General features: G+C 65.6%; 14 protein-coding genes. 7 read left to right on the top strand and 7 right to left on the bottom strand.

Going from position 1 to position 13,051, the window contains the following annotated elements:
• Positions 1–200: 200 nt before the first annotated feature.
• The gene (gene greB / locus BCO18175_RS38430; RefSeq protein ID WP_174918056.1) at positions 201–761 is read left to right on the top strand and encodes a transcription elongation factor GreB; all 561 of its coding nucleotides are present in this window, start codon (positions 201–203) and stop codon (positions 759–761) included.
• An 83-nt stretch (positions 762–844) separates the two neighbouring features.
• Here greB and BCO18175_RS38435 read toward each other — a convergent pair whose 3' ends face one another.
• Together BCO18175_RS38435 and BCO18175_RS38440 are read right to left on the bottom strand one after the other, a co-directional pair.
• Positions 845–1,990 carry a porin gene (locus BCO18175_RS38435; RefSeq protein WP_174988863.1) on the bottom strand — a complete coding sequence of 382 codons (1,146 nt, stop codon included), beginning with the start codon at positions 1,988–1,990 and terminating at the stop codon, positions 845–847.
• Positions 1,991–2,491: 501 nt separating this feature from the next.
• Positions 2,492–2,770, bottom strand: a complete 279-nt coding sequence (locus BCO18175_RS38440; protein ID WP_174918058.1) for a hypothetical protein — start codon at positions 2,768–2,770, stop codon at positions 2,492–2,494.
• A gap of 392 nt (positions 2,771–3,162) precedes the next feature.
• Here BCO18175_RS38440 and BCO18175_RS38445 point away from each other — a divergent pair, with 392 nt between their 5' ends.
• Entirely contained in the window at positions 3,163–3,366 is a 204-nt protein-coding gene (locus BCO18175_RS38445; protein WP_011351289.1) for a cold-shock protein, read from the top strand.
• Between the two features lie 141 nt (positions 3,367–3,507).
• Entirely contained in the window at positions 3,508–4,647 is a 1,140-nt protein-coding gene (locus BCO18175_RS38450; RefSeq protein ID WP_174988865.1) for an exonuclease domain-containing protein, read from the top strand.
• Between the two features lie 34 nt (positions 4,648–4,681).
• On the opposite strand, the gene BCO18175_RS38455 is transcribed toward BCO18175_RS38450, so the two are convergent.
• Positions 4,682–5,275: a chorismate mutase gene (locus BCO18175_RS38455; RefSeq protein ID WP_174970230.1), complete on the bottom strand. Its 594-nt coding sequence runs from the start codon at positions 5,273–5,275 to the stop codon at positions 4,682–4,684.
• Positions 5,276–5,498: 223 nt separating this feature from the next.
• On the bottom strand, positions 5,499–5,645 hold the full coding sequence (locus BCO18175_RS38460; RefSeq protein ID WP_006756195.1) for a hypothetical protein: 147 nt from the start codon (positions 5,643–5,645) through the stop codon (positions 5,499–5,501).
• A 197-nt stretch (positions 5,646–5,842) separates the two neighbouring features.
• On the opposite strand from BCO18175_RS38460, the gene BCO18175_RS38465 reads away from it, so the two are divergent.
• From BCO18175_RS38465 to BCO18175_RS38480, 4 genes are all read left to right on the top strand, one after another.
• Positions 5,843–6,232, top strand: coding sequence for a DUF2946 domain-containing protein (locus BCO18175_RS38465; RefSeq protein ID WP_174918061.1), 390 nt, complete (start codon positions 5,843–5,845; stop codon positions 6,230–6,232).
• Positions 6,233–6,358: 126 nt separating this feature from the next.
• Positions 6,359–8,731, top strand: coding sequence for a TonB-dependent receptor (locus BCO18175_RS38470; RefSeq protein ID WP_174988867.1), 2,373 nt, complete (start codon positions 6,359–6,361; stop codon positions 8,729–8,731).
• Complete coding sequence (locus BCO18175_RS38475; RefSeq protein WP_174988869.1) at positions 8,719–9,987, top strand: exo-alpha-sialidase; 1,269 nt, start codon at positions 8,719–8,721, stop codon at positions 9,985–9,987. Before BCO18175_RS38470 ends, BCO18175_RS38475 begins: the two co-directional genes overlap by 13 nt.
• Positions 9,984–10,466 (top strand): TlpA family protein disulfide reductase, encoded by a 483-nt coding sequence (locus BCO18175_RS38480; RefSeq protein ID WP_174988871.1) that lies wholly within the window; start codon positions 9,984–9,986, stop codon positions 10,464–10,466. The genes BCO18175_RS38475 and BCO18175_RS38480 overlap by 4 nt, the downstream gene beginning before the upstream one ends.
• Before the next feature lie 79 nt (positions 10,467–10,545).
• On the opposite strand, the gene BCO18175_RS38485 is transcribed toward BCO18175_RS38480, so the two are convergent.
• The 3 genes from BCO18175_RS38485 to BCO18175_RS38495 all read right to left on the bottom strand — a co-directional run bounded on the left by BCO18175_RS38485 (position 10,546) and on the right by BCO18175_RS38495 (position 13,005).
• Positions 10,546–10,800: a GlsB/YeaQ/YmgE family stress response membrane protein gene (locus BCO18175_RS38485; RefSeq protein ID WP_059235555.1), complete on the bottom strand. Its 255-nt coding sequence runs from the start codon at positions 10,798–10,800 to the stop codon at positions 10,546–10,548.
• A gap of 262 nt (positions 10,801–11,062) precedes the next feature.
• Positions 11,063–11,275, bottom strand: a complete 213-nt coding sequence (locus BCO18175_RS38490) for a hypothetical protein (protein ID WP_174988873.1) — start codon at positions 11,273–11,275, stop codon at positions 11,063–11,065.
• Positions 11,272–13,005, bottom strand: coding sequence for an FAD-dependent oxidoreductase (locus tag BCO18175_RS38495; protein WP_174988875.1), 1,734 nt, complete (start codon positions 13,003–13,005; stop codon positions 11,272–11,274). Before BCO18175_RS38495 ends, BCO18175_RS38490 begins: the two co-directional genes overlap by 4 nt.
• Between the last annotated feature and the right edge of the window lie 46 nt (positions 13,006–13,051).

A 13,051-nucleotide genomic window follows, 5' to 3' on the forward strand; every position in this document is an offset into this window, starting at 1 on the left:
CGGCTGGCAGGATTCGAACCCACGACCCCTTGGTTCGTAGCCAAGTACTCTATCCAACTGAGCTACAGCCGCACGCAGAAGCGAAATTATAGCAGGGTTGTATAAAAAGGGAAGCCTTATTCGCGAATTAGGTGCATGACCTTGCCGGGGCGCCCTTCGTGTACCCTTGGAGCATCAGTCATCCATGTTGAATCTGCATCATGAACAAGGCGTTTGTCAAAGAGTCGGACGGGGACGACGACGATCTCGACCAGGCCCAGCCGGCGATCCCGGCGGGTGCGAAGAACTACATCACGCCCGCCGGCCACAAGCGGCTGAGGGACGAACTGCTGAACCTGATCGACGTCGAGCGTCCGGAGGTCGTGCGGCTCGTGTCCTGGGCCGCGTCGAACGGCGACCGGTCGGAGAACGGCGACTACATCTACGGCAAGCGGCGGCTTCGCGAAATCGATCGCCGCATCCGCTTCCTGACGAAGCGGCTCGATCTGGCCGAAGTCGTCGATGCGAGCCGGCAGGAGAATGTCGACCAGGTGTTTTTCGGTGCAACGGTCGATTACGAGACGCCGGACGGCGAGGATCACACGATCACGATCGTCGGGATCGACGAGGTCGATCTCGATCGCGGCTGCGTCAGCTGGATTTCGCCGGTCGCGCGTGCGCTGATCAAGGCGAAGATCGGCGATACCGTGATGCTGATGACGCCGGCCGGCCCGCAGCCGATCGACGTGCTCGACGTTCGTTACCCGGCGCCTGGCGCCTGAGCGACACCCGGCACGGCCCGGCAAAGAAAAAGCGCCCCGATGGGGCGCTTCGTCATCCGGCGTGCAGCGGATGCGCCGGTCGCTCAGAAGCGATGGCGCATGCCGGCCGTGACCGCGATCTGCTTGTTGGTCGATGACGCGGCGCCCAGCCCGTTGATGTTGGCGCCGAGGTTGAGGCCGTCGTTGTTGACCTTCTGGAACTCGCCCTGCAGGTAGACGTCGGTGCGCTTCGACAGCGCATAGTCGGCTTGCAGGTTGAACTGGTGCCACGTCGGCTTGTCGCCGGCCAGGCGGCCCTGCGTGTACGTGTACGAGCCGGCGAGCGACAGTGCCGGCGTCAGCGCGTAGCGGCCGTTGAGTTCGTAGTTGCTGAAGCGCGCGGTTCCGCCGAGGCCCGTGATGCCGCCGGACACGCCGGACTGCCCCGCGCTGATCGCGCGGATGCCGGTCAGGCGCGTCTGCGTGAACACGAAGCCGACCGTGGCAGGGCCGAACCCGTAATTCAGGCCGGCGCCCCAGGTGCGCTGCACGCGCGATGCGAAGGTCCAGTCGCCGGTCACCGCGCCCGGATCGGACGCTGCCTGCGCAAGCGCGTTCACGTCGCTGTTCAGCTGCAAGTAGGCCGCGGCGAAGTTGAAGCCCAGGTAGCTGTACGACACGCCGCCGCTATACGCGCGGTTGTTCGCGAAAGCCGTCGAGTTCGAGAACCCGTACAACGCACCGAACTTGAGGCCGCCGTAGTTCGCGCTCTGGTACTTGACCGAGTTGTTGATCCGGAACGAGTTGTTCAGGTTGTCGTTGTCGAACGGGTGAGCGAACTGCGTGCCGCCGTACTGGGTACCGGTCAGCGACAGCGGCCCGAGATAGTCGACGACGCTGTCGTACTGCCGGCCCAGCGTCAGCGAACCGTAGCTGTTGTGTGCGAGGCCGACAAACGCTTGTCGGCCGAATTCGCGGCCGTTCTGCTTCAGCGCGCCGTTATTGATACCGAAACCATTTTCCAGCGTGAAGATCGCTTTCAGGCCGCCGCCGAGATCTTCGGTGCCGCGCAAGCCCCAGCGGCTGCCGTTGACCGAACCGCTCGTTTCCTGCCAGGCGCTGTGGCCGCCCTGGTTGTTCGTGTAGGTGATGCCAGCGTCGATCAGGCCATAGAGCGTCACGCTGCTTTGGGCATGGGCTGCCGTAACGAATACACCCGACAACGCGGTGACGATCAGGGTTTTTTTCATGGATCTGTCTCCAAACAGGATGATGTCGATCGAACCTGCGGCGGACTGGCATGTTTTGCTTGACGCTGCGGCCGGTCCGGCAGAGCGGCGGTGCGCTTATCAAAAAGCCATCTGCAGTGTACGGAGTGCGTGGAGCGGGGGAGGATTACGCTTTAAGCAATAATATATTTTGGAATCCGCAAATATCGTCGGGGCAGCGCAAACGATTGCCCATCAAGGGTTTGCGGCGGTGCAGCGAAGAAAAATGGAGATCAGGACTACGTAACGGGCGTTGCGCGATTGCGACAGGTAATCAGCAGGAGGCGGGGGCGGCCATAGCGCGATTATTGACACATCGGCAATAGAGGTTTGTGTGGAGCATGGATAATGAAAGGTTGTTCTCTCGTTATACTGCGATCTCTGCTTTCCGAAGCAGACTTTTTCGTTGACGGAAAAGATCTCCAAACCTTTGTCGGCGCGACTTCCCAGTCGCGCTTTTTTTTTGCCCCGCCTCTGCGCGTGCTATTGCGCGTACGAGCGCCGCTTGTGCTTGCGCTTGGCCGCGGGCGCGGCCTCCCTGGCTTCATTGGGGGGCGGAGTGTAGGTCCAGTCTTCCATCACGTAGTGACGGGCATCGAGAGGCGATGCGAGCAGGTTCTGCCAGTGATCGCCGTGCCAGGTCGGATCGAATTCGGTGTCGCATGGCGCTTCGCGCGAGGACGCGGATTCGGCCAGGGCGCGGGACTTGCGGCGTACGCGTCCGAGCCGGCTCGCGAAGCGCTTGATTCCGTCCAGCCACATGACCTTCTCCTTCCTTCCGACGTTGAGTGAGCATCTCAATGTCCCCGGATTTCCGCAACCCGAAAAAACCCGAGGAATTTACCGAGCCGATTTGTCCCCGGTAGGAATTTCACGGGAAAGATTATCAATGCTTTGATCCCGGTAATATTGACAGGTTTTTGATGCGAATCAATTAATAAAAGGCGATGGTGTACCGATTCCAATGGTATTAGCGCTTTTTTGATAAAACGTTCGTCAAAAATTTCCTTGACGCACCCGGATTGTCCAATTTATAAAGTCAGCACTCCGTCCTCGGGCGGCGTGCTGGTGCGGGTGCTGGCGCAATGTTTCGGGATTTCGGGAAACGGCTATAAAAATAGCTTTTTTGATCTAATCGAGTGGGGAACGAAGACATGGATACCGGTATCGTGAAATGGTTTAACGATGCTAAAGGTTTTGGCTTTATTACGTCGGACAATGGCGGTGAAGATTTGTTTGCACACTTTTCCGAAATCAAGATGGACGGCTTCAAGACGCTGAAGGAAAACCAGCGTGTTTCGTTCGACGTGAAAGTCGGGCCGAAAGGCAAGCAGGCAGCGAATATCCAGGCGGTCTGACGCGCCACGCATTGCCGATCACGTCCGGCCCCCGCATTGCGGGGGCTTTTTGCTTTCCGGGGGCGGAACATTCCGGTTCGGGCTGGCCGCGAACCGGGATGCCGGTGCATACTCACGGAAGCATCGTTTCCCAGTCTTTTCATGTCTGATTCCCCCCGTCCGTCCGATCCCGCCAGCGAACAGCCGCTCGTTTTCGTCGACCTTGAAACCACTGGCGGTTCGCCCGCCGAACACCGCATCACCGAAATCGGCGTGGTCGAAATCGGCCCGCTCGGTGTGTCGACGTGGACGACGCTCGTCAATCCGGGCCAGCCGATTCCGCCGTTCATCCAGCAACTGACGGGCATTTCGGACGAGATGGTGCGCGACGCGCCGTCGTTTGCGTCACTGGCGACCGTGTTGTTCGAGCGGCTCGACGGCAAGCTTTTCGTCGCGCACAACGCGAGCTTCGATCGCGGCTTCCTGCGGGCCGAATTCGAGCGCGCCGGCTTCGCGTTCAACCCCGATGTGTTGTGTACCGTGCGGCTGTCGCGTGCGCTGTTCCCGCGTGAAGCGCGGCACGGGCTCGACGCGTTGATCGAACGTCATGGCCTCGTGCCGGCCGCGCGCCACCGGGCGCTGGCGGATGCCGACCTCCTGTGGCAGTTCTGGCGCCTGTTGCACGACATCGTGCCGCTCGAGCGGCTGCGTGACCAGATCGCACGCACGACGCGGCACTTCCGTCTGGGCGGCGACCTGACCGAAGCCTGGCTCGATACCGCCCCGGCCGGGTGTGGCGCGTACGCGTTGTTCGGGGAAGAAGACGCGCCGCTGTATGTCGGTCGCAGCGTACGTGTGCGGCAGCGGCTGCGCGCGCTGCTGACGGGCGAGCGCCGTTCGTCGAAGGAAATGCGGCTGGCACAGCAGGTACGGCGGGTCGAATGGCGCGAGACGGGCAACGAGCTGGGGGCGATGCTCGCCGAAGCGCAATGGATCGCCCGGCTACGCCCGTCGTACAACCGGCGCCCCGCGGCCGACACGGTTCGTGCCGGCGGTGCGCCCTGGCCGTTCGAAGGTGCCGTTGCCTTCGAGGCGAGTGGCGAGCGCCGCCTGTTTCACGTGATCGATGGCTGGCGTTATCTCGGCGCGGCGGAATCGCTCGACGCGGCCGCGCGACTCGCGGCCGACGGGACGGAGGGCGTGTTCGAACCCTTCACCCATCGCTTGCTTCAGACGCATCTTGCGCGCGGCCTGCAACTGATCCCGCTCGCCGCGCTCACCCCTGCGGGGCAAGCGGGTTAATCCAGCGCGGCCGCGCGAACCGCGCCCGCTGCCGTCAGCCGATCGCGCTTGCGCCGCCGGCCGAGCAGACGTGCGACAGCGCGGTGTCGAGTGCCTGCGTTTGCTTGGAGTCGTAGCGCGTGAGCGTTTTCCAGTTCGCGATGCTGCGCGCGAGCCGCGCCTGGCAATCAGGCGCATCGCGCAGCGGTGCAACCTGCGCGAGCCCCGCGAGCATTTTCTGCGTCAGCCGGTCGAGCGCCGGGCGCGTGCTGGCCGCGAGATCGGGTGGCGTGCCTTCTGGCGGCTGCGTCGCGCGCCAGGTTGCGAACAGCGCGTTCTGCACATCCTTGCTCGCGCTGATCTGATCCTCGAAGAACGTTCGCGCGAACGCGGGATCGACACCGGCCTGTGCCGCGCGCTTCTCGACCGATGCGAGCAGTTCCGCTTCGCGCGGCCGGTCCTCGATTGCTTTGTGATTCGCCCATTTCCAGCGAGCGACCGGTTCGGCGAGCGCAAGGCGCTGCGACGCGAGTGCGACGATGTTGGTGAGGGCGGTGTCGTCGCCGTCTGCATTGGCAATGCGCGGGGACGAAAAGAGGGCGACGCCGAGCGCGGCGACAGCGAGGCTGGCACGAATGGCTTGCTTCATCGGAACGGTCGGGAGAGCCGGGCAGGCCGGAAGTGGAAAAACAGAAGGATAGACGAAGACAGTCGCGCGGCGTAGCGCAGCGACCGGAGAATCAGCAGGCGAGCTGATCCGGCACCGTCAGGCTGTTGCGGCCCGGGTGCGAGGCGAATTGCGCGCGATGCGCAGTGATGAACCGCACGATAGCGATGATCGACACGTGGCGGTTACAGAACCGAACAGGCGTTCACTTCGGCGAGTACAGCTTGTGCTGCTCGTCGAAGAATGCCCGCACGTGGTCGGGCAATTCGGCGAGGAATTCCACGCCGACGGGTTCCGGATCCGGGCTCATCACTTGCTCGGGCGGTGGCATGCGAGTGGGTCTTTCGTCCATGGTCATTTCTCCAGCAGGTTCAATGATTATCAACCTCGCGCTTGGATTTATGCCAGTGTCGAATCGTTAGATTTTGTCTCTGTTGTATTAACGGCACATGCGCTCCGACGCGCGCTGCGATGCCGACTATTGCATCGTGCCGAACCGGCAGCGATCGGGCCGCTTGCTATACTTGCGCGCACTTTTTCTGGACCGAGATGAGACGAACGACGCGATGGATCGGCCTCGTATGGCTGGCGCTGGTACTGAACGTACTGTCGCCCGTCATCGGCTATGCGCGTCTTGCTTCGAGCGGCTCCGGCGAGCTCACGCTCGAGTTGTGCAGTGCAGCGGGCGCCCGCCAGGTCGTGCTCGCGCAGGCGGGCGGCGATCGCGATACGTCGTCGTTCGACCATGCCGGCGTGCCGCACTGCGTGTACTGCCCCGGCTTCGCGGCGAATATGGCGCTCGGGTCGAGCCTGCCTGCGCTGCCGGGCTTCGTGCGGACGTTCGCCTATCGTGCAGCCGCCCCCGTCATTCCCGATTGTCCCCGCAAGGGCATCCGCCTCGCGCAGCCTCGCGCCCCGCCTGAAAACGCTCCGATCTGATTGATGTCGTTCGCGCGCCCCGTTGGCGCGCGTGCCGCCCGCGGCCCGGCCGCGTGCCGCGCCGTTCGTGCGCGGCGCGCGCGCTCGTGACGGGCGGCGTCCGATCACGTTTTCAGGAATTCACTCATGTCCTCCTCCTTCGCCGCGCGGTCGTCGCGTGGCCGGCTCGCGCTCGCATGCGCGGCTGCTTTCGCGTGGCCTGCCGCCCATGCGGCCTCGACGGACGATGCGCGTGGCGCCACCGCGAGCGGTGGCGTCGAGCGTCCCGCCGATGCCGCCGCACCCGCTTCGGCCGCTGCGGCCGTCGCAACCGCGCCGCCGGCGCCGGCGGGCGAAACGCTGACCGCCGTCAGCGTGACCGCGCAGCGGCAACCGGTCGATCCGGACACGCCGGCCGTTGTCACGTCGATCACGCGCGAGCAGATCGAGTCGCACACCAACGTCACCACCGAGGACGCGCTGAAGTACGCGCCGAACCTGATGGTCCGCAAGCGCTATATCGGCGACCGCAACAGCGTGTTCGCCGGCCGCGACTTCAACGAACTGCAGAGCGCGCGCGGGCTCGTCTACGCCGACGGCGTGCTGCTGTCGAACCTGCTCGGCTCGAGCTACGCGTACCCGCCGCGCTGGTCGCTGATTCCGCCTGACGATATCGCGCGCGTCGACGTGCTCTATGGCCCCTTTTCCGCGCTGTATCCGGGCAACTCGATCGGCTCCACCGTGCTGCTCACGACGCGCCGCCCGGAAAAGCTCGAGGCGTCGCTGTCGACGCAGTTCTTTACGCAGCGCTACCACGACGGCTACGGATTCGCGGACAGCTTCGGCGGCAATCACCAGACCGCGCGGATCGCGAACCGCGTCGGCCGGTTCTGGTTCGCGCTGTCGCTCGACCGGCTCGAGAACAACGGTCAGCCGATGCAGTACGCGAGCCCCAATTCGGCGTACAACCCGAAGCTCGGCGCCGCCGTGCCGGTGACGGGCGCTGCGACCGACATCGGGCCCAACGGTCGGCCGCGGACGATCGTCGGCGCGCAGACGATCGAGCGGACCGAGCAGCTCAACGAGACGGTCCGGATGGGCTATGCGTTCACCGACCACGTCGATGCGACGCTCACGCTCGGGCATTGGGAGAACCATTACCGGCAGCACGGCGAGACCTTCCTGCGCGATGCGGCCGGCAATCCGGTCTACGGCGGCAACGTGTCGATCGGTGGCCAGAACATGACCGTCGCGCCGAACGCATTCGCGCCGCAGCGCGGCGACCAGGAAAACTGGCTGTACGCGCTCGGCCTGAACGGCCGGCTCGATTCCGGCTGGCGCCTGTCGGGCGTCGTGTCCGCGTACGACGTGTCGCGCGACGTGCAGCGCTCGGCGTCAACCGTGCAGGGCGGCGCAGGCACGCTGTTCCAGGGCGACGGCACCGGCTGGCGCACGCTCGACCTGAAGGCCGAGGCGCCGGAAGTGAAGGGCCATACGTTCACGTTCGGTTACCACTACGACAACTACTTCCTGCGCAACGTCACGTACAACACGGCCGACTGGCTGGCCGGGCCGACCACGTCACTGTCGAGCATCTATCGCGGCGATACGCGTACGCAGGCGCTGTTCGGGCAGGACGCGTGGCGCTTCGCGCCGGGCTGGCTCGCGACGCTGGGGCTGCGCTACGAGCGTTGGGATGCGTACGGCGGCGCGCTCGGCAACGCGAGCGGCACGCTCGGCTATGCGGACCGCAGCGCGAATGCGCTGTCGCCGAAGGTCGCGTTGCAATGGGATGCGACCGACGTCTGGCGCTTCCGGCTGTCGTTTGCGACCGGCACGCGTTTCCCGACGGTCGGCGAACTGTTCCAGGGCACGATCTCGAACAACGCGATCGTCAACAACAACCCGAACCTGCGGCCGGAAAAGGCGATCGACTGGGACTTCACGGCCGAACGCGACGTGGGCGTCGGCGTCGTGCGCGCCAGCGTATTCCAGAGCGATCTGCGCGATTCGATCTACAGCCAGACGACGGTGTCGGGCGCGACGACGGTGACCAACATCTCGAACGTCGATCGCGTGCGCGTGCGCGGCGTCGAACTCGCGTTCAGCGGCGAGAACGTCGGGCTGCGCGGGCTCAGTCTCGACGCGAACGTGTCGGCGAGCAATGCGCAGATCCTCGCCGATGCGGCGAATCCCGCGTATGTCGGCTCGCGCTTTCCGCGGATTCCGCGCATGCGTGCGAACCTGCTCGCGTCGTATCGCTTCGACGAGCACTGGCTTGCGAGCGTCGGCGTGCGCTACTCGGGCCGCCAGTTCAACACGCTCGACAACAGCGACGTGAACCCGGACGTCTACGGCGGCACGAGCTCGTTCACGGTCGTCGACCTGAAGGCGCGCTACCGCCTCGACCGGCACTGGACCACGTCGGTCGGCATCGACAACCTGACGGACCGCCGCTACTACGTGTTCCACCCGTATCCGGGCCGTACTTTCTATGGAGAACTGAAATGGTCGCTGTGAGATCGCTCGCGGCAGGCGGCGCGCTGTGGTTCGCGTTGCTGTCGCCAGCCGGTGCGCACGATGCGCACGACGTGCCGAAGGCCGCTGATTCGCACGCCGCGCACATGGGCATGCAGGCCGCGCCCGCGCAGCAGAAGCAGCCGCTCGCGACGGGGGCCGCATTCGACACGCATCATCGGCTATGGGTCGCGTGGGTCGAGGGCGCGCACGTCATCGTCGCGCACTCCGACGACGCGGGCCGCACGCTGTCCGTGCCCGTCACCGTCAACGCGATGCCGGAGCCGATCTACACGAGCGCCGAGAATCGCCCGAAGATCGCGACGAGTCCGGACGGGCGTGCGGTGTACGTGTCGTGGTCGATGCCGCTCGATGCGCCGTACACGGGCATGGTGCGCTTCGCGCGATCGCTCGATGGTGGCGCGACCTGGAGCGTGCCCGTGACCGTGCATCGCGACCGGCAGGCCATCACGCACCGCTTCGACATGATGGCCGTCGATCCGGCCGGCAATATCGCGATCGCGTGGATCGACAAGCGCGATCTCGTTGCGGCGAAGGCGGCGGGGCAGGCGTACGAAGGCGCGGCTGTCTACTATGCGGTATCGCGCGACGGCGGCGCGTCGTTCGAAGCCGAACGCAAGGTGACCGACCACACGTGTGAATGCTGCCGCATCGCAATGGCGATCGATTCGGCCGGACGTATCGAGGCCGCGTGGCGCAACGTGTTTCCGGGGCAGATCCGCGATCATGCGCTCGCCGTATTGCCTGTAACTGCGTCGGAGCAGGTCGTACCGGTGCGCGCGACGTTCTCGAACTGGCACGTCGAGGCGTGCCCCGAGCACGGGCCGGCGCTGGCGATCACACCGGACGGCACGCGCCATCTCGCCTGGTTCGGCGTGGTCGACGGTCGGGCTGACGTGTTCTATTCGCGCATCGGCGCCGATGGCGAGCCGCGCGGCACGCCGTGGGCATTCGGCGCGAATCCCGCCGCGCCCGGTGAGCAGGCGTCGCATGCGGCGCTCGTCGCGCGCGGCGATGTCGTGTGGCTCGCATGGAAGGCGTTCGACGGCGACACGATGCAGATCAAGCTGCGCCGGTCGGACGATCGCGGCGAGCGCTGGTCGGCACCGCGCGTGATCGCAGCGACGTCGGGTGCAAGCGACAACCCGCAATTGCTCGACGATGCAGGGCGAATCTATCTGTCGTGGCGCACGCGTAACGACGGCTATCGGCTGATCGCAGTGGAGGAGGTGAAATGAAGCGGCTGATTGCATTGCTGGGCATCGTGCTCGCGAGCGTGCCGGCGTGGGCCGGCGGCGAGCTTCAGCCGCTGCGCGCGGCCGACGTCGCGCACCTGTATGCGACCGCGCACGAGCGGCCGCTGGCGGTCGAGATCTGGTCGCTCGATTGCGGATACTGTCGCGAGAACGCCGCGCATCTGGTCGCGTGGCAGCGCCGTCATCCGGACGTGCAGCTCGCGATGGTTGCGATGGATGCATACGACGACAATGGTGCGGCGATTTCGCAGGCGCTCGCGCAGATGAACTTGCCGCCACAGGTCGCGCAGTACGCGAACGCGGAGCCGATGCCCGAGCGTCTGCGGGCGGTGCTCGATGCGGGATGGCGAGGGGAGATGCCGCGCACCGTGTGGATCGGGCGCGATGGCGTACGCGAAGCGCGCAGCGGATTGCTGACGGCCGACGTGCTCGACGGCTGGTTGCAGCGCGCGAAGCGCTGAACGGGCCGGCGGCGCGCGGCGAACGGGTCGCGCGCCGGCCTGATGCGAAAACGCGCCCGAAGGCGCGTGGAGAGAAGCGTCAGGCCGCTCGCTTGAATAGCCGGATCACGAACAGCAGGATCACAGCCCCGACGACCGCGACGATCACCGAACCGATGAAGCCGCTGCCGACGCTGATGCCGAGTATCCCGGCGAGCCAGCCGCCGATCACTGCGCCGACGATCCCGACGATGATGTCGACGATCAGCCCGAAGCCGCCGCCCTTGACGAGCAAGCCGGCAAGCCAGCCGGCGATCGCGCCGATGATGAGCCACATAATCAAGCCATGAGTCATGGTGATTCTCTCCTTGTGTTGTGTCGAATGACCGGACGTCGGCTGTGTCGCCGCAAGCTGAATGAAGGCGGCATCGCGACCCGCCGCGCCGCCCACGCAATGTAACGCGATAGACGGGTCGGAATCGTTAAGTAATGTTATGCACCCTTAACGGGATTTTCCAGGGAATTCGTCTGCGTACGGCGAGGCTCGCGCGCGGACGATGCGCGATGAAATGTATCTGTAATGAATGGCCGCCGATGACGTCGGTCGGCCCTGAGCGTCATCCTTCGTGTATTGGCGCCTGAATGCCGGCGTCGGGCAATCCGTCGCTGGCGTCCGCGATCAGACGTGCGACGGTCACTGCATCGCCGATCGCCTCGATCGACAGCAGGGCGAAGCGGGCGAGAAAGAGCGACGCATCGGCTTCGCCGATCCGCGTCATCGTGCGGCACAGGTCGGTGTAGAGGGTGTCGCGTTCGGTATCCGTCATCATGCGGTCTCCTGAGGATCGGTTGACGCGCACGGACAAAGGGCGCGTTCGAGTGCAGCGCTCACGTCGCCGGCGCGAGCGTCGTGCCAGCGGCCGAGTACGTGACCGTCCGGCCGCACGAGATAGGCGGTGCCGTCGCGCGCGCCGTACATGTCGAACAGCCGGCCGTCGTCGTCGTGGCCGCCGCAGGCCGGTTGCCGCGGTGCCGCATGCCGTGCGAGCGTGACGAGCGCGAACGGTATCCGTGCAGCCTGCAGGCGCCGTTCGAGATCGACGAGCGTCGGATCGGGCACGCCGTCGGACGTGAAGCAGAACGCGGTGAAGCGCGGGGCGACGAGATCGGTCAGGTGGCCGTGGCGCATGTCGCTGCCGTGCGCCTCGTACAGCATCAGCGGGCATTCGGCGAGCACCGTGCCGGGCGCGGGGCCGGCAGCAAACGTGTCGCGTTCGGCTGCGTTGAGCGACGATGTCGCATAGGCGATGGCGGTCGTCTGGCGCGGATTGATCAGCGAACGCAGCGCCGGATGCCGGACCGCGAGCGACAGCACGGCCTTGCGCATCAGTTCGAAGGCAAACGACGGCGGCGCCATGAACTCGGTGCTCTTCGTGCCGTAGCGCAGGTTCTCGTGTGTCGCGAACACGCGTTCGTCCGAGTAGCTGTCGAGCAGCGCGTCCGATACAAGGCCGCGAATCACGTACGCGAGCTTCCATGCAAGGTTGTCGGCATCGTCGATGCCCGAATTCGCGCCGCGCACGCCGAAGATCGGCACGAGATGCGCGGCGTCGCCGCAGAACAGCACGCGGCCGTGCCGGTAGCGTTCGAGCGTCAGCGCGTTCGCCTTGTAGATCGTGATCCAGATCGGCGACCAGTCGCCGCGCTCACCCATCATGTCGAGCAGGTCCTGCACGCGCGGGATCACGTTCCCCGGCTTCACGGCCGCTTCGGGATCCTCATCGTCGCGCAACTGGTAGTCGATCCGCCACACGTTGTCGGGCTGCTTGTGGACGAGCACCGTCGAGCCCGGGTTCGACGACGGATCGAAGTACGCGAGCCGTTCGGTCGGCCGGTCGCTGTCGAGCGCGATGTCGACGATCACGTAGCGGCCCTCGTAGCTCGTGCCCTGGAGCGACAGGCCGAGCGCGTCGCGCATCGTGCTGCGTCCGCCGTCGCACGCGACGACCCAGTCGGCGTCGAGCGCGTAGCCGCCGAGCGGCGTGTCGACGTCGAGGCGCACACCGTCCGGTTGCCGGGTAACACCGGTGACTTTCGCCTGCCAGCGGATCTCGATGAGTTCGGGGCGGCGCAGCGCGGCGTCGAGCAGGAACTGCTCGATGTGGTACTGCGCGAGATTCACCATCGGCGGCAGCTTCTGGTTTTCGTCCTGCGGCATCGTGAAATGCAGCACTTCGTCGCGACGGTAGAAGCTGCGTCCGCCGGTCCACGGCAGCCCCGTGCGCAGGAAGTCGTCGAGTGCGCCGAGCCGCTCGATGATCTCGAGGCTGCGCCGCGAGATGCAGATGGCGCGGCTGCCGTGGCAGACCGCGTCGTCGGCTTCGATCAGCACGCTGCGGATGCCGTGGTTCGCGAGGCCGAGCGCGACGGCCAGGCCGACGGGGCCGCCGCCGACGATCGCCACGCGATGCCGGTGCGTATCGATACCGTCGTCGCAGGCCGGCAGATGCGGGGGATGGCGCTCGGCGACGAACGGGTAGGGCTTGAAGTCGATATCCATCGTTGGCTTCCAGGGGAGTGCGGTTCGACGTGCACGCGCGCCGGGG

Source organism: Burkholderia lata, assembly GCF_902499335.1.
GTDB classification, from domain to species: Bacteria; Pseudomonadota; Gammaproteobacteria; order Burkholderiales; family Burkholderiaceae; genus Burkholderia; species Burkholderia lata_B.

Coding starts and splice junctions, on each gene's coding strand:
- BCO18175_RS38490 (WP_174988873.1), bottom strand. CDS start 11,275: ATGATGACGGATACCGAACGCGACACCCTCTACACCGACCTGTGCCGC.
- BCO18175_RS38435 (WP_174988863.1), bottom strand. CDS start 1,990: ATGAAAAAAACCCTGATCGTCACCGCGTTGTCGGGTGTATTCGTTACG.
- greB (WP_174918056.1), top strand. CDS start 201: ATGAACAAGGCGTTTGTCAAAGAGTCGGACGGGGACGACGACGATCTC.
- BCO18175_RS38475 (WP_174988869.1), top strand. CDS start 8,719: ATGGTCGCTGTGAGATCGCTCGCGGCAGGCGGCGCGCTGTGGTTCGCG.
- BCO18175_RS38465 (WP_174918061.1), top strand. CDS start 5,843: ATGAGACGAACGACGCGATGGATCGGCCTCGTATGGCTGGCGCTGGTA.
- BCO18175_RS38495 (WP_174988875.1), bottom strand. CDS start 13,005: ATGGATATCGACTTCAAGCCCTACCCGTTCGTCGCCGAGCGCCATCCC.
- BCO18175_RS38455 (WP_174970230.1), bottom strand. CDS start 5,275: ATGAAGCAAGCCATTCGTGCCAGCCTCGCTGTCGCCGCGCTCGGCGTC.
- BCO18175_RS38485 (WP_059235555.1), bottom strand. CDS start 10,800: ATGACTCATGGCTTGATTATGTGGCTCATCATCGGCGCGATCGCCGGC.
- BCO18175_RS38445 (WP_011351289.1), top strand. CDS start 3,163: ATGGATACCGGTATCGTGAAATGGTTTAACGATGCTAAAGGTTTTGGC.
- BCO18175_RS38480 (WP_174988871.1), top strand. CDS start 9,984: ATGAAGCGGCTGATTGCATTGCTGGGCATCGTGCTCGCGAGCGTGCCG.
- BCO18175_RS38470 (WP_174988867.1), top strand. CDS start 6,359: ATGTCCTCCTCCTTCGCCGCGCGGTCGTCGCGTGGCCGGCTCGCGCTC.
- BCO18175_RS38450 (WP_174988865.1), top strand. CDS start 3,508: ATGTCTGATTCCCCCCGTCCGTCCGATCCCGCCAGCGAACAGCCGCTC.
- BCO18175_RS38440 (WP_174918058.1), bottom strand. CDS start 2,770: ATGTGGCTGGACGGAATCAAGCGCTTCGCGAGCCGGCTCGGACGCGTA.
- BCO18175_RS38460 (WP_006756195.1), bottom strand. CDS start 5,645: ATGGACGAAAGACCCACTCGCATGCCACCGCCCGAGCAAGTGATGAGC.